General features: G+C 67.4%; 27 protein-coding genes and 1 pseudogene. 17 read left to right on the top strand and 11 right to left on the bottom strand.

Annotation, left to right across the window (positions count from 1 at the left end; genetic code table 11):
- The first annotated feature begins 29 nt into the window (after positions 1-29).
- Together G6N58_RS07255 and G6N58_RS07250 are read left to right on the top strand one after the other, a co-directional pair.
- Positions 30-803, top strand: a complete 774-nt coding sequence (locus G6N58_RS07255; protein WP_115279191.1) for an SDR family NAD(P)-dependent oxidoreductase — start codon at positions 30-32, stop codon at positions 801-803.
- 101 nt (positions 804-904) lie between these two features.
- Entirely contained in the window at positions 905-1,123 is a 219-nt protein-coding gene (locus G6N58_RS07250) for a hypothetical protein (protein ID WP_068919210.1), read from the top strand.
- Positions 1,124-1,299: 176 nt separating this feature from the next.
- On the opposite strand, the gene G6N58_RS07245 is transcribed toward G6N58_RS07250, so the two are convergent.
- Positions 1,300-1,665 (bottom strand): nuclear transport factor 2 family protein, encoded by a 366-nt coding sequence (locus tag G6N58_RS07245; RefSeq protein ID WP_115279192.1) that lies wholly within the window; start codon positions 1,663-1,665, stop codon positions 1,300-1,302.
- Positions 1,666-2,226: 561 nt separating this feature from the next.
- Here G6N58_RS07245 and G6N58_RS07240 point away from each other — a divergent pair.
- The 7 genes from G6N58_RS07240 to G6N58_RS07210 all read left to right on the top strand — a co-directional run bounded on the left by G6N58_RS07240 (position 2,227) and on the right by G6N58_RS07210 (position 9,089).
- Positions 2,227-2,523, top strand: a complete 297-nt coding sequence (locus G6N58_RS07240) for a hypothetical protein (RefSeq protein ID WP_115279193.1) — start codon at positions 2,227-2,229, stop codon at positions 2,521-2,523.
- Between the two features lie 78 nt (positions 2,524-2,601).
- A complete protein-coding gene (locus G6N58_RS07235) occupies positions 2,602-3,042 on the top strand; it encodes a cupin domain-containing protein (RefSeq protein ID WP_115279194.1) in 441 nt (146 codons plus the stop codon).
- A gap of 92 nt (positions 3,043-3,134) precedes the next feature.
- Positions 3,135-4,334 (top strand): FAD-dependent monooxygenase, encoded by a 1,200-nt coding sequence (locus G6N58_RS07230; RefSeq protein ID WP_115279195.1) that lies wholly within the window; start codon positions 3,135-3,137, stop codon positions 4,332-4,334.
- 27 nt (positions 4,335-4,361) lie between these two features.
- A complete protein-coding gene (locus G6N58_RS07225) occupies positions 4,362-4,943 on the top strand; it encodes a TetR/AcrR family transcriptional regulator (RefSeq protein WP_115279196.1) in 582 nt (193 codons plus the stop codon).
- A gap of 84 nt (positions 4,944-5,027) precedes the next feature.
- Complete coding sequence (locus tag G6N58_RS07220) at positions 5,028-5,606, top strand: DUF308 domain-containing protein (RefSeq protein ID WP_115279197.1); 579 nt, start codon at positions 5,028-5,030, stop codon at positions 5,604-5,606.
- A 172-nt stretch (positions 5,607-5,778) separates the two neighbouring features.
- Positions 5,779-6,225 carry an MmpS family transport accessory protein gene (locus G6N58_RS07215; RefSeq protein ID WP_172544996.1) on the top strand — a complete coding sequence of 149 codons (447 nt, stop codon included), beginning with the start codon at positions 5,779-5,781 and terminating at the stop codon, positions 6,223-6,225.
- The gene (locus G6N58_RS07210) at positions 6,222-9,089 is read left to right on the top strand and encodes an MMPL/RND family transporter (protein WP_115279198.1); all 2,868 of its coding nucleotides are present in this window, start codon (positions 6,222-6,224) and stop codon (positions 9,087-9,089) included. The genes G6N58_RS07215 and G6N58_RS07210 overlap by 4 nt, the downstream gene beginning before the upstream one ends.
- Here the strand turns inward: G6N58_RS07210 and G6N58_RS07205 are convergent.
- A complete protein-coding gene (locus G6N58_RS07205; RefSeq protein ID WP_115279199.1) occupies positions 9,076-9,513 on the bottom strand; it encodes a hypothetical protein in 438 nt (145 codons plus the stop codon). The two genes, G6N58_RS07210 and G6N58_RS07205, sit on opposite strands and share 14 nt — an antisense overlap.
- Before the next feature lie 111 nt (positions 9,514-9,624).
- Here G6N58_RS07205 and G6N58_RS31035 point away from each other — a divergent pair, with 111 nt between their 5' ends.
- Positions 9,625-9,747: a hypothetical protein gene (locus tag G6N58_RS31035; RefSeq protein WP_272866082.1), complete on the top strand. Its 123-nt coding sequence runs from the start codon at positions 9,625-9,627 to the stop codon at positions 9,745-9,747.
- Here G6N58_RS31035 and G6N58_RS07200 read toward each other — a convergent pair.
- On the bottom strand, positions 9,734-10,762 hold the full coding sequence (locus G6N58_RS07200) for a fused (3R)-hydroxyacyl-ACP dehydratase subunits HadA/HadB (RefSeq protein WP_115279200.1): 1,029 nt from the start codon (positions 10,760-10,762) through the stop codon (positions 9,734-9,736). The two genes, G6N58_RS31035 and G6N58_RS07200, sit on opposite strands and share 14 nt — an antisense overlap.
- Positions 10,763-10,898: 136 nt before the next feature.
- On the opposite strand from G6N58_RS07200, the gene G6N58_RS07195 reads away from it, so the two are divergent.
- Both G6N58_RS07195 and G6N58_RS07190 read left to right on the top strand, forming a co-directional pair.
- A complete protein-coding gene (locus G6N58_RS07195) occupies positions 10,899-11,882 on the top strand; it encodes a glycoside hydrolase family 6 protein (RefSeq protein WP_115279201.1) in 984 nt (327 codons plus the stop codon).
- Positions 11,882-13,522 carry an ABC-F family ATP-binding cassette domain-containing protein gene (locus tag G6N58_RS07190; RefSeq protein WP_115279202.1) on the top strand — a complete coding sequence of 547 codons (1,641 nt, stop codon included), beginning with the start codon at positions 11,882-11,884 and terminating at the stop codon, positions 13,520-13,522. Before G6N58_RS07195 ends, G6N58_RS07190 begins: the two co-directional genes overlap by 1 nt.
- 37 nt (positions 13,523-13,559) lie before the next feature.
- Here the strand turns inward: G6N58_RS07190 and G6N58_RS07185 are convergent, their stop codons facing one another.
- Entirely contained in the window at positions 13,560-14,009 is a 450-nt protein-coding gene (locus tag G6N58_RS07185; RefSeq protein WP_068919198.1) for an Hsp20/alpha crystallin family protein, read from the bottom strand.
- Positions 14,010-14,214: 205 nt separating this feature from the next.
- Here G6N58_RS07185 and G6N58_RS07180 point away from each other — a divergent pair, with 205 nt between their 5' ends.
- Positions 14,215-14,829 (top strand): FMN-dependent NADH-azoreductase, encoded by a 615-nt coding sequence (locus G6N58_RS07180; RefSeq protein WP_115279203.1) that lies wholly within the window; start codon positions 14,215-14,217, stop codon positions 14,827-14,829.
- A gap of 15 nt (positions 14,830-14,844) precedes the next feature.
- Here G6N58_RS07180 and G6N58_RS07175 read toward each other — a convergent pair whose 3' ends face one another.
- Both G6N58_RS07175 and G6N58_RS07170 read right to left on the bottom strand, forming a co-directional pair.
- Positions 14,845-15,264, bottom strand: a complete 420-nt coding sequence (locus tag G6N58_RS07175; RefSeq protein WP_068919196.1) for a pyridoxamine 5'-phosphate oxidase family protein — start codon at positions 15,262-15,264, stop codon at positions 14,845-14,847.
- A complete protein-coding gene (locus G6N58_RS07170; RefSeq protein WP_232067768.1) occupies positions 15,261-16,160 on the bottom strand; it encodes an NAD(P)H-binding protein in 900 nt (299 codons plus the stop codon). Before G6N58_RS07170 ends, G6N58_RS07175 begins: the two co-directional genes overlap by 4 nt.
- 17 nt (positions 16,161-16,177) lie before the next feature.
- Between G6N58_RS07170 and G6N58_RS07165 the strand changes: the two are divergent.
- Positions 16,178-17,086, top strand: a pseudogene (locus tag G6N58_RS07165) (cupin domain-containing protein); the annotation flags it as partial.
- Positions 17,087-17,412: 326 nt separating this feature from the next.
- Here G6N58_RS07165 and G6N58_RS07160 read toward each other — a convergent pair.
- The 3 genes from G6N58_RS07160 to G6N58_RS07150 all read right to left on the bottom strand — a co-directional run bounded on the left by G6N58_RS07160 (position 17,413) and on the right by G6N58_RS07150 (position 20,375).
- Positions 17,413-17,991, bottom strand: coding sequence for a Rossmann-fold NAD(P)-binding domain-containing protein (locus G6N58_RS07160; protein ID WP_068919194.1), 579 nt, complete (start codon positions 17,989-17,991; stop codon positions 17,413-17,415).
- Between the two features lie 117 nt (positions 17,992-18,108).
- A complete protein-coding gene (locus G6N58_RS07155) occupies positions 18,109-19,548 on the bottom strand; it encodes a sensor histidine kinase (protein ID WP_115281704.1) in 1,440 nt (479 codons plus the stop codon).
- A 62-nt stretch (positions 19,549-19,610) separates the two neighbouring features.
- Entirely contained in the window at positions 19,611-20,375 is a 765-nt protein-coding gene (locus G6N58_RS07150; protein WP_068919192.1) for a response regulator transcription factor, read from the bottom strand.
- A 240-nt stretch (positions 20,376-20,615) separates the two neighbouring features.
- Between G6N58_RS07150 and G6N58_RS07145 the strand changes: the two genes are divergently transcribed.
- A complete protein-coding gene (locus G6N58_RS07145) occupies positions 20,616-21,026 on the top strand; it encodes a DoxX family protein (protein ID WP_068919191.1) in 411 nt (136 codons plus the stop codon).
- Positions 21,027-21,039: 13 nt separating this feature from the next.
- Here the strand turns inward: G6N58_RS07145 and G6N58_RS07140 are convergent, their stop codons facing one another.
- Positions 21,040-21,513, bottom strand: coding sequence for a DinB family protein (locus G6N58_RS07140; RefSeq protein WP_232067767.1), 474 nt, complete (start codon positions 21,511-21,513; stop codon positions 21,040-21,042).
- 153 nt (positions 21,514-21,666) lie between these two features.
- On the opposite strand from G6N58_RS07140, the gene G6N58_RS07135 reads away from it, so the two are divergent.
- Both G6N58_RS07135 and G6N58_RS07130 read left to right on the top strand, forming a co-directional pair.
- Positions 21,667-22,074: a YciI family protein gene (locus G6N58_RS07135; RefSeq protein WP_115279206.1), complete on the top strand. Its 408-nt coding sequence runs from the start codon at positions 21,667-21,669 to the stop codon at positions 22,072-22,074.
- On the top strand, positions 22,074-23,219 hold the full coding sequence (locus tag G6N58_RS07130) for an RNA polymerase sigma factor (protein ID WP_232067766.1): 1,146 nt from the start codon (positions 22,074-22,076) through the stop codon (positions 23,217-23,219). Before G6N58_RS07135 ends, G6N58_RS07130 begins: the two co-directional genes overlap by 1 nt.
- 10 nt (positions 23,220-23,229) lie before the next feature.
- On the opposite strand, the gene G6N58_RS07125 is transcribed toward G6N58_RS07130, so the two are convergent.
- Entirely contained in the window at positions 23,230-24,492 is a 1,263-nt protein-coding gene (locus G6N58_RS07125) for an acyl-CoA dehydrogenase family protein (protein WP_115279208.1), read from the bottom strand.
- Between the last annotated feature and the right edge of the window lie 8 nt (positions 24,493-24,500).

Genomic DNA, 24,500 nt, shown 5'->3' with positions numbered 1-24,500 from the left:
GGGGCCGATCACAGGAGAGGGCGACATCGATGATCGATCTGACGGGTCAGACGGCACTGGTGACGGGCGGGTCCCGCGGTATCGGCCGGGCGGTGGCGCTGAGGCTGGCGCAGGCGGGCGCGCGGGTGGTGATCGCCGACCGCTCCGACCACACCGCCGCCCCGGCCACGGCCACCTGGAAAGCGATCGAGGACGCTGGTGGGCGTGGCGAGTCAGTGGCGCTGGACATCGCCGACGTGGCAGCCGTGGAGGCCGTGTTCGCGGACGTGGAGGCGCGGTACGGGCTGGACATCCTGGTCAACAACGCGGGAGCGCTGCTGGCCGGCTCCCTGGTGGACACCGACGACGAGATGTGGCGTCAGCAGTTCCGTATCAACGTCGACGGAACGTTCTTCTGCATGCGTGCCGCGGTACGTGCCATGCTCGCGGCCGGGCGCCGGGGCAAGATCGTCAACGTCACCTCGATCAGCGGTCTGCGCGCGAACCCCGGGTTTGCGGCGTACTGCTCGGCCAAGGCCGCCGTGGTGAACCTCACCCGGCAAGCCGGCATCGACTACGCCGCGAGCGGGATCAATATCAACTCGGTGGCTCCGGGTTTTGTGGAAACCGACATGACGGCCATCTATGACCGATCCATCCGCACCGCGCTGGAGGCCCAGACCCCCAACGGGAAGTGGGCCAGCGCCGCCCAGATCGCCGACGCGGTGCTGTTCCTGTCCTCGCCGTTGGCCGATCAGATCGTGGGGGAGATCCTGGTGGTCGACGGGGGCTGGATGGTGGGTACCCCCGTCGTCACCGGGTAGGGGTTGCAGCCCGGCGGAATCTTTCCGCGGCCGCCTTGGTTGCAGCAACCGTCGCAGGTACACAACCCGTCGACGGAATTGCACAGGAAGAGGCGAGACCGATGACGAAGATCGGAATGGCAGGAATCATCGCAGGCGTGCTGTCCGCGGTCGTGGTGGGCTTCGCAGCCCCGGCCCAGGCGGACGACGACCACGGTTTCGGCTACAGCGGCCGTGACCGCGACCGCGGCTACTACAGCGGTGACAGCAACAGCCCGTGGGCGGGCCAGCTGGTACCGGTGGTGAAGGTGCCCCGTGTCGACACCAGCGTGCGCAACTGAAAATCGTGACCGCCAGCTCGTAGCACAGAACAGCCTGTGTCCAGGCCCGCTGATGCCAGCGGGCCTGGACCACAGGCGAAGTCAGATGAACGTCCCGCGCCCCAGCGCCGACCTCCTCGCCCCGCCGTTCGCCGCCACCGCATTGAGTGGCTGCTCGCAGGCTGCCCCCGCAAACGTCAGTGCGGCGGGATCAGTACCGTCCACAGTTCGGTGATCTTGCCGTCCTCAACCCGCGCGGCGTCGAATCCCGTCATTTGCACCTCGCCGGTGGCCGGGTTCACCAATCGCCAAGCCAGGTAACCGAATCCGGGTAGCTCGTGGATTGGTCCCTCGGCTTCGAATTGCAACTCGCCCAGGCCCGACTGCAGTCCGATGCATTTGGCCTCCAGCGCATCGAGTCCTGTGGTGGTGCCTTCGGCATCGGTCCACCGGACTCCGGCCGCGTAGGTGCGTGTCTGCGCAGCCTGCCGCTTGCTCTGGTCGCGCTCGTTGAACACGGCGAGCAGATTGTCGTTCATCAGCGTGGTGACGGTGTCGGACATGGGGGCTCCTGCCGAGTCAGCGTGGCGGGCTTGCGCCATCGGTTGTATGACGATCCCTACAGAAGTGATCGTAACCCGGTGGCGCCGTTGCGTCGTTGCCTGGGCTCCGAGATCCGTCCGGTTGAGGTGGCTGCCGCGCTGTCGGGCCGACACGGTGATGCTGGCGTACCGTTCGAGGTGGTTCGCGAACTGGTCGAGCAAGTGTCCGACTGGAGCAGCGCATCATTGTTGACGCTGCCAATGCCATTGGCTACAGCAGTTTCTCGGCTGCCGACCTGGGTGGGCAGCCATCGTCGGATCTGGTGGCGGAGTGGACCCGCAACCCCAGGGGGTCAAGGCCTCCGGCAACACCTGGGCCAACGTGCTGGCTCGCGACCCCGATACCGGAGCGGGTCGCAGAGTTGCGTTCCTGCCCCGCAACAGCCCTGCGGCCAATGCCGAAGTCGGCAGGCTCGCTGCGCAATTCGTTATCAAACCCATTGATCTCGGGCGTAACGATGCCTGTGGAATGCGGCACGCGTTCGGCGACCCGCCGGCTGCTGGACGGAGCCATCGTCGACTGTGAGAAACGAGGACAGCCACGGGGATGCCTTGGTCAACACCGACCCACTGCTGGTCGGACGTCGTGATTCAGGCCGGGCCGTGGTGGCCGGGCGGCTCCGAGGAGGCATCGCCGACGGCGACCTACCTGCGTGGGCCGAGCCGGAAACGCTTGCCGATCTCCTGATCATCGTCATCAACGGACTGTCCACCCGCGCGCGTGACGGAGCTTCCCGCGCGCAGTTGCGGCGGGTGGCCGACGCCGTGTTGGCATCCTGGCCCCGCCGCGATGACGGCATCGGTGAACGCGGGGAGTGAAACCTCACCCTTCGCGGGATACGCCCTGCGCGGCAGGGGCGCCAAGGTGGGTTGCACCCGATCCCGAGGAGCCTGATCATGGCCGACGTCGACACCACGACAACCCAGGGGCGCGGCGGACGCACCGCTGCGATCCTGAGACCCGCCGAGATCACACCACGTGCCCGGGCCGGCGGTGCGCGCACACTGCCCATGGTGTCGGCCCGGGTCGGTGCCCGGGACTTCCTGAACGGGATCACGATGTTCCCGCCCGGCGCGGCCATTGCCGAGCACTTCCACAACTGCGACGAGGCGGTGCTGATCCTGCGCGGCAACGCTGTCGCCCATGTCGCCGGCGAGCAGCATCCCGTGGTTGCCGGGGACGTGTCCTTCATTCCCGCCGGCATTCACCACTACTTCGAAAATGTCTCTGACACCGAGGAACTCCACATCTTCTGGACCTATGCCTCGCTGGACGCCGACCGCACCATCGTCGCCACCGGCGTCACCACCCGGATCGATCAGGAACTCGATCTCTGACGAGTAAGTGACCGCGGGGCCGCCACCGTTTCAGATCTGCGGCCACGGGGCATCATGCGTTCTCCATCGAGAAGAGGGGACCGCATTCTGTCATGACCGGACACGCCGTCATCTCGGGCGCCGGTGTCGCCGGCCCCGCTCTGGCTCATCAACTGGCGGCCCGCGGGTGGCGGAGCACGGTGATCGAGCGGGCGCCCCAGCGTCGCGAGGAGGGGCAGAACGTCGACATCCGCGGTGCCGCGCGTGAGGTGGTGCGGCGGATGGGCATCGAGGATGCCGTCCGCGCGGCGGGCACCGGCGAGATCGGAACCCGTTTCGTCCGATCGGACGGGTCGGTGGCGGCAGAGTTCCGGGTGGCCGAGTCGGGTGCCCCCGATGGCCCCACCGCCGAACTGGAGATCCTGCGGGGCGAGTTGTCTCGCATCCTGATCGACCGTACGGCCGCCTCCGACTACCGGTTCGGCACCCAGATCGCCGACGTGACCGATCACCGCGACCACGTGACCGTGACCCTGCAGGACGGCGCGGAGGTGGAAGCAGACCTGCTCGTGGTCGCCGAAGGCCTGTACTCGCGAACGCGGCGCTTCGTCGATCCCGTCGAGGTCACGCCTCTGGGCATGTACTTCGCCTATGTCACCATTCCTCGTATCGATTCCGACGGGCCATGGTGGACCTGGCAGCACGAGACCGAGCACCGCGCGGTGCATCTGCGCCCGGACAACCTGGGCACCACCCGTGCAATTTTGACGTTCCTCTCCGACGTGCGGGGACTGGCGGAACTGGATCGGGCCGGTCAGGCCACGATCCTCGACCGGACCTTCGCCGGCGTCGGTGGCGCGGCACCGCGCATTCTCGCCGCGATCGCGGACGGGGCGCCGATGTACTTCTCGACGGTCGGGCAGGTGCGTCCGGCGTCCTGGAGTCGCGGACGCATCACCCTGCTGGGCGATTCCGCCTTCTGCAATGCCACGTTCGGGGGCGCCGGCACCAGCCTGGCGCTGATCGGTGCCTACGTCTTGGCGGGGGAACTCGCTGCCCCCGGGGATGTCTGGGATGCGCTCGGCCGCTACCACCGGACGATGCAGCCGTTCATCGCGACTGCACCCACTGTCCGGGCCGGTGCGCTGAAGGTGGCGAACCCGGGCTCCCGTGCCGGAATCCGGGCACTGCACGCCGGGGCTGCCATCGCGGCAGGCCCCCTGGGCACAACGGTGTCAAAGTTGGTGGGCATCGCTGATATCGGCGGGCGTGATCTCGACCTTCCCGACTATCCCGACGGTTCGATTGCCTAACTACCTACTAGAAGGTAGGCTCGCGGCATGCCTTCGATGTCTACCCCCGACGCGATCCTCGACTGCGCCCGCGCATCGATCGTCGCCGGGGGATACAACGGATTCAGTTACGCCGACATCGCCGCCGTCGTAGGCATCCGCAAGGCCAGCATTCACCACCACTTTCCGACCAAGGTCGACCTGGTGCGCACCCTGGTGCAGCGCTACCGCGCAGAGGCGGAGGCGGGGATGGCGGAATCGCTTCGCACGGTGGCAGATCCAGTGGCACGGTTGCACGGCTACACCGATTACTGGGCCGCCTGCATCGGGGTGCCCGACACCAGTTATTGCCTCTGTGCACTGTTGGCCACACAGATTCCGGTTCTGCCCGACGAGGTGGCTACTGAAGTCCGGGCCTACTTCCGGTCCCTGTCGGACTGGTTGACGGCTGCACTGGAAACCGGCGCCGCGCAGGGGATCTTCTCCTTCACGGGCTCACCACGCGCAGAGGCTGAGGTGTTCATGGCCACCGTGCACGGCGCCATGCTCTCGGCGCGGGCGCATGGCGATCCCGGGGTTTTCGCCGCCATCGCCGACAGCGCAATCGACAGGCTCCGCGCACACACCTGACCCACCCGCAACCGGGCACGTCCACCGCTCGCAATACGCGAGGGGTTGATCCGTCGTGCCCGAATCACAACAAGGAGTGACTCCATGACCGATACGCTCAGCGCGCCCGAGGTGGACCACGGTGCTGACCGCTGGCTCACCCGCTACTACCTGGTGCGCGCAGCTTTCAACGTCGCGTGGGTGGCTGCGGCCTTTCTGACCCCCGATGCCGCGCCGGCTCTGGCCGTCCTGTTCCTGATCTACCCGGCCTGGGATGCCGCAGCCAATGTGGTTGACGCACAACGCAGTGGCGGTGTCCGCAACAACCCGACGCAGGCGGTGAACGCGGCGGTCAGTGTGCTCACCACCGGCGCCGTCGCCGTCGCGCTGACTGGCAGCATGAATGCCGTACTCGGCGTATTCGGCGTCTGGGCAGCGGTGTCCGGGTTGCTGCAACTGGCCACCGGATTGCGTCGCCGCCGCAGGGCCGGTGGGCAGTGGGCGATGCTGCTCAGCGGTGCGCAATCGACTGCTGCGGGGGTCATGTTCGTGATCGCGTCGACCTCGACCGAGGTTCCGGACGCGACCGCGGTGGCACCGTATGCCGCGTTCGGTGCCTTCTACTTCGTGGTTGCGGCGGTGTGGCTGACCATCGGTGCCGCCCGGCGATCACGCAACGCTTAGCTGGAACAGCACCTGCTCCTTCGAATTCGCTGTGAATCGGTTGTATTCGGTACTGGTCAGATTCGCTGTTCCAGTTGTGCAGGGGGGTCGGGTGACGTAGCGTCTACCGAGTTGTTTAGCTTCACTATAGAAATGTGCTTGCGCCTGTCGCCGCTCACAGAAGGGGTTGCGGATGCCGCGGGTGTCGGTCAGCAAGGTGCTGCAGCGGCGATGGATGGCCCTGGTCGCGGTGGTGGTGGTCGTGGCGGCCGGCTTTGCGGTGTACCGGCTGCGTGGCATTTTCGCCTCCGAGGACGTGGTGTCCACGCCCAGCGGAGCCGAGAACGACATCGTGCCGTTCAATCCCAAACACGTGCTGTTGGAGGTCTTCGGTCCGCCCGGCGTGGTGGCGACGGTCACGTACACCGATGTCGAGGCCCAGCCCCAGAAGGCGGAAGGAGTCGCGCTGCCGTGGGTGTACGACACCACGACCACGGATCCGGCCGTCTTCGTCAACATCGCGGCGCAAGGCGACGGCGACTGGATCGGCTGTCGGATCACCATCGACAATGACGTCAAGGACGAGCGTTCGGCGCACACACTGAACGCCTTCACCTACTGCCTGGACAAGTCCGGATGAGCGCGCAGCGGATTCCGGATCTGATCCGGCGGTACTCGGTGCTCATCGCGCTGTTCTGGCTGGTGCTGGCGGTGCTCACCAACGTTTTCGTTCCGCAGCTCGAGACGGTCGCGGAGTCGCACAACGTCTCGCTGAGTCCGCAGGATTCGCCGTCGCTGCAGGCAAGCAAGCGAATCGGCGCGGTATTCGATGAATTCGATTCCGACAGTTCGGCGATGATCGTTCTGGAGGGCGACCAGCCGCTCGGTGCCGATGCCCATCACTACTACGACGGGCTGGTCCAGAAGCTCTCGGCAGACACCAGCCACGTCCAGCACATTCAGGACTTCTGGGGCGACCCGCTCACGGCCGCCGGATCGCAGAGTTCGGATGGCAAAGCGGCGCTGGTCCAGCTGTACCTGGCGGGCAACCAGGGCGAGTCGTTGGCCAACGAGTCCGTCGATGCCGTGCGCGCCATCGTGAACGACAACCCGCCTCCAGAAGGCCTGCGGGCCTACGTCACCGGCGCGGCGCCGTTGGTCACCGACCAGTTCGAGGTGGGTCGGCAGGGCACCTTGAAGACCACCCTGATCACCCTCGGGGTGATAGCGCTGATGCTGCTCTGGCTGTATCGCAGGCTCACCACGGTGTTCATGGTGCTCTTCACGGTGATGATCGAGCTGACTGCCTCACGCGGCGTCGTGGCGGTGCTCGCCAACGCCGGCATCATCGAATTATCGACCTACTCAACCAATTTGTTGACGCTACTGGTGATAGCGGCGGGCACCGACTACGCGATTTTCCTGCTCGGGCGGTTCCACGAGGCGCGCCAAGCCGGCGAGGACCGGATCACCGCGTTCTCCACGATGTACCACGGCACGGCCCACATCATCCTGGGTTCCGGGTTGACCATCGCCGGGGCGGTGCTGTGCCTGACGTTCACCCGGTTGCCCTACTTTCAGAGCCTCGGAATCCCAGCGGGCATCGGAGTTCTGGTGGCAGTGGTGGCGGCGTTGACCCTCGCACCGGCGCTGCTGGTCATCGGGCGGCACTTCGGCCTCTTCGAACCCAGCAGACCCATGCGCACCCGCGGCTGGCGCCGGATCGGTACGGCAATCGTCCGCTGGCCGGGACCGATCCTGGTAGCCACGGTGGCGGTCGCCTTGATCGGGCTGTTGGCGCTGCCCAGCTACGCCACGAGCTACGACGCCCGCCCCTACCTGCCCTCCGACGCGCCGGCGAATGTCGGTTACACCGCTGCCGAGCGGCACTTCTCGCAGGCCCGCCTCAACCCCGAATTGCTGATGGTGCAAGCCGATCACGACCTGCGCAACCCCACCGACATGATCCTGCTGGAACGGGTGGCCAAGGCCGTCTTCCATACCGACGGCATCGCGCAGGTGCAGTCGATCACCCGGCCGCTGGGCACACCTCTGGACCACACGTCCATCCCGTTCCAGATCAGTGCGGGCAGCGGCTCGCAGATCAACAACCTGCCCTTCCAGCAGGCGCGCGGTGCAGATCTGCTCAAGCAGGTGGACGTCATCAACAACTCCATCGAAGTCCTGCGACAGCAGTATGCGTTGCAGCAGCAGTCCAGCGCGGTCACCGACGAACAGACCAGGGCCTTCCAGAACACCGTGGCCACCGCCGAGGACCTGCGAGACAAGATCGCCAACTTCGACGATTTCTTCCGACCGTTGCGCAATTACTTCTACTGGGAACCGCACTGCTATGACATCCCGATCTGCTGGGCGCTGCGGTCACTGTTCGACGCGCTCGACGGCATCAACGCTTTGACCGATCAACTGGCCGATGTCGCGGGCAGCATCGCCAAACTCGATGAGCTGCAACCGAAGCTGCTGGCATTGATCCCTCCACAGATCGCCAGCCAGGAGACCAACCGCGACCTGACGCTGACCAACTACGCCACCACCTCGGGGCTCAACGACCAGGCCGCGGCGGCACTGCAGAACGCCACTGCGCTGGGGCAGGCCTACGACGCCTCCAAGACCGACGACTCCTTCTACCTGCCACCTGAGGCCTTCACCAACCCCGAATTCCAACGCGGACTGAAGCTGTTCCTCTCACCGGACGGCAAGGCGGCGCGGATGATCATCACCCACGAGGGGGATCCGGCCACCCCTGAAGGTATTTCGCACATCGATGCGATCAGGCAGGCCGCCAAGGAAGCTGTCAAGGGAACCCCGCTGGCGGGTTCACAGATCTACCTCGCCGGAACTGCCGCAACCTACAAGGACATTCAGGACGGTGCCAAGTACGACCTGATGATCGCGGCGATCGCGGCGCTGTGTCTGATCCTGCTCGTGATGATGTTCATCACCCGCAGCATCGTCGCAGCGTTCGTCATCGTCGGAACCGTCGCCCTGTCACTGGGTGCGTCGTTCGGGCTGTCGGTGTTGATCTGGCAGGAGATCTTCGGCGTCGACCTCTACTGGATCGTGTTGGCGCTGGCGGTGATTCTGCTGCTGGCGGTCGGCTCGGACTACAACCTGCTGCTGATCTCCCGCTTCAAAGAAGAGATCGGGGCCGGGCTCAACACCGGCATCATCCGGGCGATGGCCGGATCGGGGGCCGTCGTCACGGCAGCGGGTCTGGTGTTTGCCGCCACCATGGCCTCATTCCTGTTCGCGGACTTGCGGATCCTGGGACAGATCGGCACCACCATCGCCCTGGGTCTGCTGTTCGACACACTGATCGTGCGGTCCTTCATGACCCCGGCCATCGCGGCATTGCTGGGTCGCTGGTTCTGGTGGCCGCTGAACGTCCGCCAGCGCCCCGCGCCCCGGCCCTTCGGCGGCCGTGACCGCGACCGTCAACTGCGGTTGTGGGAGGACGGGGACCCGGTGCTCACGCAGCGCTGACGGCCGGCAGTTTGCGCTTCAGTCCGGCGACCCGGCGCAGCTGGGCAGCCATGTTCATCGACGTCAGCATGGGGATGCCGCCGATGAAGGTGCGAAAGGAGGGATCGCCGCCGTGGACGTGGAGCATGAACAGACACCCGACGACGTAGAAGAAACCGATGGTGAACAAGGCGGCGGGGATGGCGTACGCCAGTGGTGAACGGGCGTCCGCCACCAGCTCGGCTGCGTAGTCGACTTCCTCCGGCGTCATGGGTGCGCCCTTGCGTACTTTGGCCAGCACCGCCTTGTGGGCGCCCACCTGGTCGCCCAGGGGATGGGACCGTCGCCTCTCCAGCCGGGAGACGTAGACGAAGACACAGCTCGCGAAGACGATCTCCAGCACCGCGGCCAGGACCGTCAGATCACCCCAGATGCCGAGAGTCACCCCAGCGACGCTACCGGAACTTAGGGGTTCTATCTATACGGTTCGATGCAACCACGGGGGCATGGCGGCACCGAGACGACGACCGCGCTCGCGGGGGATGGGCAAGCGGGCGTGGCAGTGCTGCTGGCCGCCAACCACATCTCGATGATCGACGTGTTCGTCATCCTCGGGGCGCTGCGCCGCGAGGTACAGCGGCGGATCACGACACTCGAGGTGCCGGTCAGCGGAACCTGACGTGCATCGTCGCCAGTCCGAAGATCTTCTTGCCGGCCGACTTTGCGCCGATCAGCAGCACTCCGTTGCGGGTTTCAGGGTCCAGTGACCGCACCTTGCCGCTGTATTCGATGTCGGCGCCCTCAGCGGCGGACACCACGGCCGGCTGCGACAGGCGCACCGTGTACCGGGTCACCGCTCCGGGATCACCGGTCCACGTGGAGGCGAAGCCCGCGCCCAGGCCCATGGTGAGCATGCCATGGGCGATCACGTCGGGCAGTCCGGCGAGCTTGGCGATGGCTTCATCCCAGTGGATCGGATTGGCATCGCCGGCCACGCCGGCGTAATTGACCAGGTCGCCGCGCGACAACCGGGTGTGGTGCACCCCGAGGTCGTCACCCACGGTGATGCTGTCGAAATCCGGGGTGCCCGGTGTGCGGCCGGAACCGTCGGCGATGCGGATCTCCGTCTCGGGGCGCAGCGTCTTGACGTAATCGGCGTCGTCACCCCCGATGTCGAGGATGTTCATGTCGTGCATCATCGCCTTCTGCACGGCTGTCTTGACCCCGGCGTCGATGTCGTCGGCGGTCACACCGACGACCGTCGTGTGCAGGGTGTGCACCCGCTCGCCCGCGGTGTCGGTGAAGGTGTTGGTGACGGTGATGAAGTCCCGGCCGGCGGTCCGGCGCACGGCGGTGAGTTCGACGTCGATGGTCAGTTCGTCGCCGGCGACGATCGGGCGGTGCTGCTCGAAGACCTCTTCGGTCTGCAGGTAGGTGTCATAACCGACCACGATGGACTCGAACATCCGGCGATTGCACTGCATGCCGGGTGCCGAGGTGAAGGTCAGCGGGGCGATGACGTCCGCGTAGCCCAGTTCGGCAGCGGCCGCCACGTCCCAGTGCGCGGGGTGGTAGTCCTGCACCGCCCGGGCGTACTCGCGCAGCTTCTCGCGGCCGACGAGGTAGGTGCCGTCCATCTGGTAGTGGTGGCCCAACCGGGCTTCGAGAGGAGACGTTTCTGCTGCTGCGGTCACCCAAGCACCCTAACCGCCGTCACCTCCTGCCTCCGCAACGCCGACTCGACCGGATTGTTCTTCGGCGCCCCGTCTCCGACGCTGCACCGGTGGGGGCGGATTGGCGCTCACCACCGGCCGCCACTAGTTTCGGGACGTGATCTCCTCAGTCCTGCGTTGGACCAGCCCCTTCCTGGCCGCGGCCGTTGTCGCCGGGCTCGGTGCGGTTTCCCTACCGGACGCCCCCAGCACGGCGCCGCAGGTGCACCTGGTCAGCGAAGCCAACCCCCTGGTGGGCCGGCCGTTCTACGTGAACCCCAACTCGAAGGGAATTCGCGCCGCCGCCGGCAACCCCAGCCCGCAGCTGAACGCCGTGGTGAACACCCCCACGGCGTACTGGATGGATCACCTGTCCACCCCGTCGGTGGACGCCAAGTACATCGCCGACGCCCAGGCCGCGGGCACCATGCCCATCCTGGCGCTCTACGGGATCACCAACCGCGACTGCGGCAGCTACGCCGCGGGCGGATTCGGCTCGGCGGACGCCTACCGGGGCTGGATCGACGGCGTGGCCGGCGCCATCGGCGGCGGCCACGCCGCAGTGATCCTGGAGCCCGATGCGCTGGCCATGGCCGACTGCCTCTCCCCGGCTCAACAGGAGGAACGCTTCGACCTCATCGGCTACGCCGTCGACGTGTTGACCCGCAACCCGGGCACGGCCGTCTACGTCGACGCCGGCCACTCCCGCTGGGTGCCTGCCGATGTGATGGCGGCGCGGCTCAACCGGGTGGGCGTGGCCAAGGCCCGCGGCTTCAGCCTCAACACCGCCAACTTCTTCACCACCGAAGAGTCGACGGGCTACGGCGCTGCGATCTCGGGGATGACGGGTGGCAAGCCATTCGTCATCGACACCTCACGCAACGGCGCGGGCCCCGTCGAGGGTGATCCGCTGTACTGGTGCAACCCCAGCGGTCGCGCACTCGGTGTCCGGCCCACCACCGACACCGGCAACCCCCAGGTGGATGCGTTCCTGTGGGTCAAGCGCCCGGGTGAGTCCGACGGATCCTGCCGCGGCGCCCCGAGTGCGGGCACCTTCGTCAACCAGTACGCCATCGACCTGGCCGCCAACGCGGGCTGGTAGTGACCGCCACGCTCGTCGCCAAGGCGGTGGCCGGCGGCTACGCACACCGGACTCTCTTCGAAGGCGTGGACGTCACGGTGGCGCCCGGCGACGTGCTGGGTGTGGTGGGCGCCAACGGCGCCGGGAAGAGCACGCTACTACGCATCCTGGCCGGTGCACTGCCACCACTGGCCGGCTCGGTCAGCCTCGCTCCGGCAGACGCATTCGTGGGCTGGCTGCCGCAGGAACACGAGCGTGTCCCGGGTGAGACCGTCGCCGCATACATAGCGCGGCGCACCGGGTGTGCTGCCGCCACCGAGACGATGGAAGCAGCGGCGGCGGCGCTGGGTGAATCCGACGCCGCCGCAGACGCCTACTCGGTGGCGTTGGACCACTGGCTGGCCACCGGCGCCGCTGACCTCGAGGACCGGGTGCCTGCGGTGCTGGCCGATCTCGGGATCGACGGTGTGACGCCCGAGGTGACCGACATGACGTCGCTCTCGGGCGGGCAGGCCGCGCGGGTGGGCCTGGCGGCGCTGATCCTGTCCCGGTTCGACATCGCCCTGCTCGACGAACCGACCAATGACCTGGATCTCGACGGCCTCGACCGGCTGGAGCAGTTCGTCCGTGAGCTGCGCGGCGGTGTCGTGCTGGTCAGTCACGACCGGGAGTTCCTGGCGCGCAGTGTGACCCGGGTGCTGGAGCTGGATCTGGCGCAGAACACCACCACGGTGTTCGGCGGCGGATACGACAGTTACCTCGAAGAGCGTGAGGTCGGCCGCAGGCACCGGCGCGAACAGTATGAGGAATTCGCCGAGAAGAAGGCGGATCTGGTGGCGCGGGCCCGGGTGCAGCGGGAGTGGTCCAGCCAGGGGGTGCGCAACGCGATCCGCAAGGCCCCGGACAACGACAAGATCCGCCGCCGCGCGGCCACCGAATCGAGCGAGAAGCAGGCACAGAAGGTCCGGCAGATGGAGAGTCGTATCGCCCGGCTCGAAGACGTGGCCGAACCCCGCAAGGAGTGGACGCTGCAGTTCACCATCGGATCGGCGCCGCGCTCCAGTGCGGTGGTGGCCACCCTGAACCAGGCAGTGGTGCGCCAAGGCGATCACGTCCTGGGTCCGGTGAGTGTGCAGGTGGATGCCGGAGACCGCATCGGCATCACGGGACCCAACGGGGCGGGCAAGTCCACCCTGCTGCGGCTGCTACTCGGGCGCATCCTGCCCGACGAGGGACGCGCCAGCCTGGGCGCAAACGTGTCGATCGGCGAAATCGACCAGGCCCGAGCCGATTTCACCGGCTCGGGCACACTGGTACAACGGTTCGAGCAGCGCTTGCCGGATTGGACCACCGCCGACGTGCGTACGCTGCTGGCCAAGTTCGGGCTCAAGTCAGACCATGTGGAACGCCCCGTCGACGCGCTGTCGCCCGGTGAACGCACCCGGGCCGGCCTGGCGCTGCTCCAGGCGGTCGGCACCAATGTGCTGGTGCTCGACGAGCCCACCAATCATCTGGACCTGCCCGCGATCGAGCAGCTGGAGCAGGCGTTGGAGACTTTTACCGGCGCACTCCTGCTGGTGACGCATGACCGCAGGATGGTGCAGAACGTCCGGCTGGATCGCCGCTGGCTGGTCGAACGCGGGCAGGTGCGGGAGCTGTGAAGGTTCGGTGGCGAATGTCGCTGCTATATACCCCCTTTCACTCTGCGTCGACGGTGGTCCGCTCGATCGGAACTGCTGAGCCGGTGTGGCTGACCTCGATCTTGCGCGGCTTGGCCTTCTCGGCCACCGGGATCGTGACGGTCAGCACGCCGTTCTCGTACGTCGCCGAGATGGCAGACGTGTCGATGTTGTCCCCGAGCGACAACTGACGGCGATAGCTGCCGGAGAACCGCTCGTTGGCCAGCCACTGGGCGGACTCCTCGGAACGGGCCGTGCGGTGCGCCGAGATGGTCAGGGTTCCGCCGTCCACATCGACGTCGACGGAGCCGGGGTCGATGCCAGGCAGGTCGGCGGTCAACACGTAATGGTCGCCGATCTTGCACAGGTCCATCGGCATGAACCGGGGAACTCGGCTGTTCGTCGACTGATTCGCGAGCAGTCCGCGGGTCAGGGAGTCAATGTCACCGAAGGGATCAAAACGAAGCACAGCAACCCACCTCCTCGACACTAGGGGCCCGCCACCCTGGCGGGCGACCAATCACTGTGCACCGCCGAGATTAGCACTCGGCGCCGGAGAGTGCCAGATTTTTTCAGAGGATTTTTCGGCCCGGGTTTCCGGCGCCGGAGGCGTCTTGGCCACGCGCAGTGCGTCTTTCGGGACTGCTGAACGGCCACACTAGACTGCTTACCTCGTGACCTACATCTTGCAGCTCGACTCGTCGGCCAACCTCACCTCGTCGGCGTCACGACAGTTGGCGACAGAGTTCGCCCAGCGGTGGGCGGCCGCGGCGCCCGGCCGGGAGATCCGTCGCCGCGACCTGCACACCGAGCAGTTGCCGCACCTGCACACCAACGCCCTGCACTTCACGGCTGAACTGCAGCCCGACGGCAGTGTGACCCCGTCGCCGGAGGCCCGCCGGTTGCAGGACGAGCTGCTCGCCGAGCTGAGCGATGCGGCCGCGGTGGTGGTGGGTGCGCCGATGTACAACTACTCGATGCCCTCGACCCTGAAGGCGTGGCTGGACAACGTCCACGTCATCGGTGCCACTTCGCCTGCGGCAGAAGGCATTGCACCCTTGCGGGGAAAGCCGGTACTGGTGATCTCGGCGCGCGCGACCCCAACGGGAGCCGACGTGGAAACCGACTTCGTGATCGGGCCCTTCTTCGGCATCCTCGGCGCCTTCATGGGGATGCAGGTCCAGGGCGTGGTGGTGCACACCGAGCCTCCGGCGAACCCAGGTGACTTCCACCGGCCCATCGCCGAGGTGCGGGCCGAGGTGGCCGCCGTCGCCGACGGCTGGTCCTGACCCGCCTCGTCCGACTCACATCGCGTAGCCGCTCACCTTGTCCGGGTGAATGACCACCCGCAGCCAGTTCTGGGCCGACATCTCGGCGAGCTCCGCGGCGCGGCGGGGGTCGTCGAGGTCCCAGTAGCGCGCCGCCAGGCGGTGTAGCAGCTCGTCGGCCCCGTCGCGTTCCACGGTGGCCGGGCCGGTGACCGAGACCCAGTGTTCATGTTCCCCGACCGGGGCGGCCACCACCAGCGAGGCCCGCGGATCACGCTGCAGCTGGCGAACTTTGGCGGTGTCAGGGCCAGTGAACAGCTGGATGGTCCCGTCGTCGGCCGCCTCGAACCACACCGGGCGGGGCTGGGGCGGCTGGGGCCCTCCGGCGATCGTCAGGAATCCGTGCAGGGGCCGGCGCAGCAGGTCGAGATCCTGCGCACGCAGTGAGGTGCTCATCGGTCCCACGCCCCCGCCGCCGCGGCCCGCAGCACATAGTCCTCGAACGTGTGGGCCGGGCGCCCCAACAGTGTGGGCACCGTGTCGGTGGGTGCACTGAGTGCACCGCGCTCCATCATCACGAACATCTCCGCGACGTGGTGCGCATCGTCCTCGCTCAGGCCCTGCGCCACCAGGCCGGCGCGGTACTCCTGCGGCGACACCGCGGTGTAGTGCACCGGGCGTCCGGACGCCGTGGCGATCAGCTGTACGGCCTCGGCGAAGGTGATCGATCGCGGACCGCTCATCTCGTAAATCTGTCCGACGTGCGCGCCGGGTTCGGTCAGTACCGTCGCCGCCACGTCGGCGACATCCGCGATGTCGATGAACGGCTCTGCCACCGTGCTGGGCAGCGCAAGCTGCCCGGAGACCACATCGTCGCGGAAAACGTCCTCGTCGAAGTCCTGCGCGAAGTTGTTGGGACGCAGGATGGTCCACTCCAGGCTCGAGGCCCGCACGGCGTCCTCGGCGGCACGCATGTCCAGTCCGAAAGTCGAATCGCCCCAGGTGTCCGCGCCCCGGCCGGAGAGCACGACGGCCCGTCGGACCCCGCGCTGCTCGGCCAGTGACACGAACTCCCGCACGGGCGCAGGGTCGCGTGGCGGCACCAGATACACCGCGGCGACGTCTTGCAGGGCCGCGGACCAGCTGTCGCGGTCAGCCCAGTCGAACCGGATCCTGCTGGACCGTGATGCCGGCCGCACGGGCACTCCGCGCAGTCGCAGACGGGGGACGAGCCGGCGGCCGGTCTTGCCGCTGGCCCCCAGGACCAGGGTGTTGTCGGTGGTGTTCATGGCTCCAGTCAACCCGGGGTTGTTGGACTTTCCCATGGGTGAGAAGCCGGAATGCCTGTCCATTCGTCTAGCCTGGGTGGGTGGACGCTTTCGCTGATCTGTTCCGCGGGGTGCGGGCGCATGGGTCGCTGTTCGGCAGTACCGCCTTGTCAGCGCCGTGGTCCCTGCATTTTGTCGACGGCGCGCCCCTGACGCTGTGCACCATCCTGAACGGCTCCGGGTGGATCGTGCCCGAACACGGGGAGCCCGAGCCGCTGAATTCCTACGAGACCGTGGTGGTGCGTGGACCCGGGATCTTCTCGTTTGTCGACGCCCTCGATACCGAGGCTCAGCCCGTACAGTGCGGCCGGTTCTGTGCAACGCCAGAGTTGGGCGGCACTCGCCATCGGTTGGGCTGGGCCGACGCCGACGCCGGCGGCCCGACACTCATCGTCGGTGCCTATCCGGTGGGCGGCGAGATCAACCGCCGGCTGCTCGAGGCGCTGCCGGTGGTGCTGCGGGTCGAGGCCGGGGGCACCGGTGATCCGGTGGTGGACCACCTGGCCGCGGAGGTGGCCGTCGACGCGCCGGGCCAGCAGGTGGTCCTGGACCGGTTGTTGGACTGGATGCTGGTCTGCACGTTGCGGGAGTGGTTCGACCGGCCCGGCGGCCAACCCCCGGCGTGGTGGGCGGCGCAGCGCGACCCGGTGGCGGGTGAGGCATTGCGGCTGATCCACGGGGAGCCGGCCGAGCCGTGGACCGTGGCCGGACTGGCGCGTCGGATCGGGGTGTCACGCTCGACGCTGGCCAAGCGTTTCACCGATCTGGTGGGCGAACCACCACTGACGTACTTGACCGGGTGGCGCATGACGCTGGCCGCGGACCTGCTGGTGGAACACAGGACGGCGACCATCGCCGAGGTCGCGGCACGCGTGGGGTACGCCGATCCGTTCGGGTTCAGCGCCGCGTTCAAACGCGTGCGTGGAATGAACCCGACCGAATTCAGGCGCAGGCGTTTAGGCCTGACTCCGGCTGGTTATGTAGAGCGGCAGGCACATTTCCCACAGCAGGAGGACGGCCAGGAACCAAGCGACCGGTTTCTTCAGTTGCAGCGAACCCACTGACGAGATGATGGGGCGGCCGCGCTCAGCGGATGCACTTGCGTCGTGGTAGACCCAGATGGCGCTGATCAGCATGATCGCGACGACTGTCGTCAAGACTGTCATCAGTGCGCCGGTGGTGCTGCCCGTCGGAACTGGAAGAAACATCACAACCTCTCTGCCGCCAACTGTCGCTGAAGATACCGGTTGGTGGCAGATTTGTCGTTCGCCGGAGGTCAGGCCGTCATCTGGTAATCGGCCCGACCCACGTAGACGACGCCGGACGAGTTCGCGACATTGGTCGCGTTGACCACCGCTGCAGCCATGTCGCGGCGATCGGTGAGGTCGCCGGAGACCACAGTGAACTGGACGCCGGCCCGGGCGAACTCGGCCCGCAACGCATGCAGTGCGGTCTCGCCGGCGCGCATGCTGGCCGCCGCGGCTGCGTAGCCCTTCGGGACGGCCTTGGCGGGATAGAAGTGCGCCTGATGGGTGGTGGCGAACACGATCCGGGCGCCCGCGGGCATGAGGGGGACGGCCTGGCGGGCCAGTCGCCGCTGCGCGTCCGGGCTCAGGCCCACCGCGTCGGCGGGACTGGAATCGATGTCGAGACCGCAGGACGCGTTGATGATCACCCCGTCGAGACGGCCGTGCTCGGCGGCGATGGAATCGATGACGGTGGAGATGCTGGCCTCATCCCAGCGGGCAGCGGTGATCACATGGGTGCCCGCCGCGGCCAGGAGTCGGGCCGCTTCGGCGCCGACGCCTCCCGCAGCGCCGGTGACCAGGACGATTCGTTCGGGCTGATGTCCCATGTCGAGTTCCTTCCGTGGCGTGCTCCGGTGCCGATCCCCCACCGTACCGCAGAACTTAAGGAAAATAAGGGCTAGATAAGGTCACAGTAAGGCGATGATCGGGACTCGGTGTGGGGATCAGACCGGCGCCGTCGCCGGTTGGAGCGCTGTCGGCAGGCGAATCTCGAACGTGGTTCGACCCGACCTGGACTCGGCGGTGATGGTGCCGCCATGCGCCTCCACGATGGATGCCGCGATGGACAGTCCGAGCCCGAAGCTTCCCGATTCGCGGGAGCGGGACTTGTCGGCGCGGACGAACCGCTCGAACAGGTGCGGCAACAGCTCGGCGTCGATACCGGTGCCGTCGTCAGAGACCGTCAACTCCGTGTAGTCGGCCCCGTCCTCGGTCCGCCCGGTCGTCAGAACCGTCCGGACGGTGGTCCCGTCGGGAGTGTGCACACGAGCGTTGGACAGCAGGTTCGCCAGCGTCTGGTGCAGCCGCGCCTGATCGCCGCGCACCCACACCGGCTCGTCCGGCACCGCGGTGTGCCACAGGTGACCCGGCGCCGACACCGCGGCGTCATTGACCGCGTCAACCACCAGTTCGACCAGATTGACGTCCGCCCGGTCCAGGTCTTGGCCCTCGTCCAGCCGGGCCAGCAGCAGCAGATCCGACACCAACGAATTCATCCGTTGGGTCTCGGCTTCGATGCGCGCCAGCGAATACTCCGTCATCTCGGGCAACACCGAGCTGTCCTGCCGGGTGAGCTGTGCGTAGCCGCCGATTGCGGCCAGCGGGGTGCGCAATTCATGGCTGGCGTCGGTGATGAACTGCCGCATCCGGCGATCCGAGGCCGCGACATCACCGAGGGCCCGCTCGACGTGGTCGAGCAACCGGTTGAGGGTGTCGCCGACCAGGCCAACCTCGGTGCGCGGGTCCGTGTCGGCCGTGGGCACACGAGGGGTGATGGCGTGGTTGTCGCGGTCCAGTGGCAGGGCCGCCACCTCGGCGGCGGTGGTCGCCACCCGGCGTAGCGGCCGCAGTGCGAACCGCACGATCGCGATGGTGGACAGCGCGGTGAACACCAGGGCCAGCGCCGTCAGCCCGGACACGATGGCGGTCTCCCGCACCATCGCATCCCAGGCCGGCGCCCGCGACACCCCGGTCACCAGGATCTCGTTGCCATCGCCGGCGACGCCGGACATGCGGTACCAGCCCAGCCCAGGGAGTTCGATGCTGCGCAGGGGCTCGCCGAGCCAGGACAGCTGCGCGATCTTGTCGACGGCGGCTGCCGGGGCCACGCCGGCCTCACCGTCGGAGAAGTAAGCGGAGTCGACGACGCGGCCGTCCTGGATCAGCGCGACGATGTTGCCGGGAGCCTGCCCCACCAGATTGACCAGTGGCTTCATCGCCCCCGGCTGCGGCAGCGCACCATCGGGCCCCGGGGTGTTGCGGTACTTGGCCACCGAGCTGACGTAACCGTCCGAGGCACCCGCGAGTTGGGTGTCGATGATCCCGAGCACCGACGCCCGCAGGCTCACCACCGTGGTGACACCCACGGTCACCAGTGCGACCATCACCACGGCCGATACTCCGACGACCAGCTGTCGCAGTAGGGTCCAGTTACTCCAGATGCGTTTCACTGCCCGGGCGTCTCCGGTGGACGCAGCATGTATCCAACGCCGCGCACGGTGTGAATCATCGGCTCGTGACCGGTGTCGATCTTCTTACGCAGGTACGACACGTAGAGATCGACGATGCTGGTCTTGCCGCCGAAGTCGTAGTCCCAGACCTGTCGCAGGATTTCCTTGCGAGTCAAAGCCTTTCGCTGATTGCGCATGAGCACGCGCAACAAGTCGAACTCGGTGGAGGTCAGTGACACGGCGACGCCGGCCCGGGTGACCTCTCGGCTGGCGGCTTCGAGTACCAGGTCGGCGACCTGCAGTGTCTCGTCCTCGGCGGGGGTGAGGAACGCCGTGCGCCGCAGCAGCCCGCGCAGCCGCGCCACCAACTCCTCCAGGGAGAACGGCTTGGTCATGTAATCGTCGCCGCCGGCAGTCAACCCCGTCACCCGATCGGAGACCGAGTCCCGTGCGGTCAGGAACAGGGTGGGGGTGTACGTGCCGGATTCCCGGACCTTGGCGAGCACACCGAGACCGTCGGTACCCGGCATCATGATGTCCAGCACCAGCAGATCAGGGGTGTTGGCCTGGTACTTCGCGAACGCCTCGTCGGCGTCGTGGGCGACGTCGATCTCCCACCCCTCGTACTGCAGGGCCATCCGGACCAGGTTGGTCAGTGCGCGTTCGTCGTCGACGAGCAGTACCCGGATGGGCGAGCCGTCGGCACGGTACATCCGGGGCAGCTGGCCCAAGATGGCCTTGCGGGGCTGCTGTTTCTCCATCGGAGCAGAGGTCACCGGTCCATTGTCGCGGTGACGGGCGCGCGACACGCGGAGTTCATAGACATCTCATAGAGGGGCCCCGTTGCGTTCATCGGATGTGGCCTGCATCGCAGCACCGACCATCTCAAAGTTGGCTCACACCTGCATATCTCATATGTGAATCGGCTATGAGAGTCGCTGCCTCGAGAACTCACGGGCTGACGATGAGCACACCGAAACCCGACGAAAGGTAGAGAACGCATGTCCACGATCACCGCCACCTCCGCACCGATCGAGACCCGGCTGGCGTCCAAATCCGACCTGGCATTCGGAGTGTTCCGCATCCTCGCCGCGCTGATGTTCGCCATGCACGGCACCGTGAAGCTCTTCGGGTGGCCGACGGGGCAGGCTGCCGCCGTGGGGGCGTGGCCGATGTGGTGGGCCGGCATTCTCGAGGTGGTGCTCGGCGCGATGATCGCCGCCGGCCTGGCCACCCGGGTGGCGGCGTTCATCGCCTCCGGCATGATGGCCGTGGCCTATTTCTGGGTGCACTTCCCGCGGAACTTCTGGCCCTACGTCAACGAGGGTGAGACCGCGGCGCTGTACAGCTTCTTCTTCTTGACGCTCGTGTTCACCGGTCCGCGTGCGCTGGCCGTGTCGCAAAGATTCTGAGCGCCAACGTATCTCACCGACCGGTGCTGCCGTCGACGAGTTCGCGCAGGATGTCCAGGTGTCCGGCGTGCCGGGCGGTCTCCTCGACCATGTGGGTGAGCGCCCACCGCATGGTCACCCGCGTCCGGCCGGGGCGGGCGGCAGGCGACGCCAGATCGCCGCAATCGGCGATCACGCGGTTGACCTCCCGCACCGCCTGCTGATAGGCCGCAATCAGATCGTCGACCGTCTCCTCGGGTGCGGCGTGAAACGTTGCCGGCCAGTCCGCAGCCTGTTCACCCAGGAACATGAACCGCTCCACGTGTGTCAGGTGCTTCAGCAGGCCCAGCAGATTGGTGCCCGAGGCGACGCCGGGTTCGCGTACCGCAGGCTCGGGCACGCCCCTGACCTTCTCGACGACACACTGGCGAAGGTAGTCGAGGAACCCCGTCAGAACGTCCTTCTCGCTGTCACCGGTACGGGGTGGGCGGGTATCCACACGGGTCATGCCGATCATCGTGACGTGCGCACCGATGAATGCCAAGGCTCATTGCTCATGGGGCAAGCAATGAGTCGCCCCGGGATGTCGAGAATGGGGTGACGGCACCGTCCCCTGGATACGTTGACCGTCCCGGTCGCGGAATCCGACGAAGGAGTACCCATGGCGAAGTACCTGTTCCTCAAGCACTACCGCGGCGCCCCGGCCTCGGTGAACGACGTGCCGATGGATCGTCGGACGCCGGCCGAGATCGATGCCCACCTGCAGTACATGAACGACTTCGCCGATCGGCTCAAGCAGTCCGGTGAGTACGTGGACAGCCAGGCCCTGTCCGCCGAGGGCGCCTGGGTGCGTTCCGACGGCCCGGGGCGGCCGCCGATCACCGACGGCCCCTTTGCCGAGACCAAGGACCTGATTGCCGGCTACATGATCGTCGACGTCGACTCCTACGAGCGCGCCGTCGAGTTGGCCGGGGAACTGTCCGCGGCGCCGGGCGCAGGCGGTGAGCCCATCCACGAATGGCTCGAGGTACGCCCCTTCATGGCCTCGGCGCCGACCGTCACCGAATAGTGGCGTTCGACCCGGACGCGGTGCGTGGTCTCGTCCCCGGCGTGTTGGCGGCACTGGTACGCCGCGGGGCGGACTTCTCCGGTGCCGAGGACGCCGTGCAAGAGGCGTTGGTCCGGGCCTGGGAGACGTGGCCCCACCAACCGCCCGACGATCCCGCGGGCTGGTTGGTCACTGCTGCGTGGCCCCGTTATCTCGACAGCACCCGATCCGATGTCGCCCGGCGCAGGCGTGAGCGCGAATCGGCGAGCACACCTCTGCCGGGCCCCTCGGCCGCCGTCGACGACACCCTGGCGCTGTACTTCCTGTGCGCCCATCCGAGCCTGAGCCCGGCCTCGGCGGTGGCGCTGACGCTGCGGGCGGTCGGCGGTCTGACCACGGCTCAGATCGCCAACGCCTACCTGGTCCCGCAAGCCTCCATGGCGCAGAGGATCAGCCGCGCCAAACGGACGGTGAGCACCGTTCGCCTGGACCGGAGAGGCGACCTGCGCACGGTGCTGAAGGTGCTGTACCTGGTGTTCAACGAGGGCTACACCGGTGACGTCGATCTGGCCGCCGAGGCGATCCGGCTGGCCCGCCAGCTGGCGGCGCAGACCGACGATGCGGAGGTGGCGGGTCTGCTGGCCCTGTTCCTGTTACACCACAGCAGGCGCCCGGCGCGCCACCGTGCCGACGGCAGGCTGGTGCCGCTGGCCGAGCAGGACCGCACGCTGTGGTGTACCGACCTGATCGCCGAGGCGGTGGACGTACTGCAGAGCGCCCTGGCCCGCGGCAGACTGGGCGAGTACCAGGCACAGGCGGCCATCGCTGCCCTGCACGCCGACGCCCCGAGCGCGGGCGAGACCGACTGGGTGCAAATCGTCGAGTGGTACGACGAACTGATCGCTCTCACCGACAGCCCGATCGCCCGACTCAACCGGGCGGTGGCACTCGGTGAGGCGGACGGTCCGGGAGCCGGGTTGACCGCGTTGGCCGATCTGGATCCAGCACTGCCTCGACACACCGCGGCGCTGGCGTATCTGCACGAGAAAGACGGGAATCTGGGGGTGGCGGCGCACCTGTACGCCGATGCTGCCGCGCGCGCCCAGACCGTTCCCGAGCGGGACCACCTGACGATGAAGGCGGCGTCGCTGCGCCGGGCGGACTGATCGCTGCAGCTCAGTGCTGCTTGCGCAGTTCGGCCTTGGCGATGGAACGCAGATGCACCTCGTCGGGCCCGTCGAAGATGCGCATGGACCGGTGCCAGCCGTACATCGCAGCCAGAGGCACGTCGTCGCTGACGCCGGCACCGCCGTGCACCTGGATGGCCCGGTCGATCACCTCCAGGGCGACCCGCGGCACCGACACCTTGGCCTGCGAGATCAGCTGTGCCGCAGCGCGATTGCCATGCAGATCGATGGTCTTGGCGGCAAACTGGCACAGCAGGCGCGCCTGGTCGATGGCGATGCGTGACTCGGCGATCTGCTGCTGCACCGTGCCCTGCTCGGCCAGCGGCTTGCCGAAGGCCACCCGCGACGTGGCCCGCGCGGTCATCAGACTCAGCGCGCGCTCGGCCGCACCGAGGGCTCGCATGCAGTGATGGATGCGGCCAGGACCCAACCGGGCCTGGGCGACGGCGAAGCCGGCGCCCTCCTCGCCGAGGATGTTGGTCACGGGCACCCGCACGTTGTCGTACACCACCTCGCAGTGACCGTGCTGGTCGTGGCGACCGAAGACCGGCACGTCGCGCGCGATGGTGACCCCGGGGGCCGACGTGGGCACCAGCACCATCGACTGCTGGCGGTGCGGCGCGGCATCCACATCGGTCTTGCCCATCACGATCAGCAGCGCGCAGCGCGGATCTGCGGCCCCGCTGGTCCACCACTTCCGACCGTTGATCACGTACTCGTCGCCGTCGCGGTCGATGCGGGTCTCGATGTTGGTGGCATCAGAGCTGGCGACGGCCACTTCGGTCATGGAGAACGCCGAGCGAATGGAGCCCTCGAGCAACGGCGCCAGCCACCGGGACTTCTGCTCGTCGGTTCCGAACAGGTGCAGCAGCTCCATGTTCCCGGTGTCCGGGGCCTGGCCGTTGGTGGCCTCCGGGGCCAGATGCAGGCTCCACCCGGTGATCTCGGCCAGACCCGCATAATCGAGCTGACCGATACCGGACTCCGCGGGCAGGAACAGGTTCCACAGCCCGCGGGAGCGGGCCTCGGCCTTGAGGTCCTCCACCACCGGCGGTACCACGTGATCATCCGGTCCGGCAGCCTGGCGGTACGCCTCGTATTCGTGTTCAGCCGGGAAGACGTGTGTGTGCATGAAATCGACCAGCTCGGAACGCAACTCGCGGGCCCGGTCGGACGGGCGGAGGTCCAGTGCCGCGGGATCGGTCTCCGGCGGGAGCGTCGGTGCGACGGCGGGCAGGGCGGTGGCGGTCATGAATCCTC

The sequence above is a fragment of the Mycolicibacterium tokaiense genome (genome assembly GCF_010725885.1).
Lineage (GTDB): Bacteria > Actinomycetota > Actinomycetes > Mycobacteriales > Mycobacteriaceae > Mycobacterium > Mycobacterium tokaiense.
Note: the sequence above shows the minus strand (reverse complement) of the source record. Positions and strands in the feature narration are given on the sequence as shown.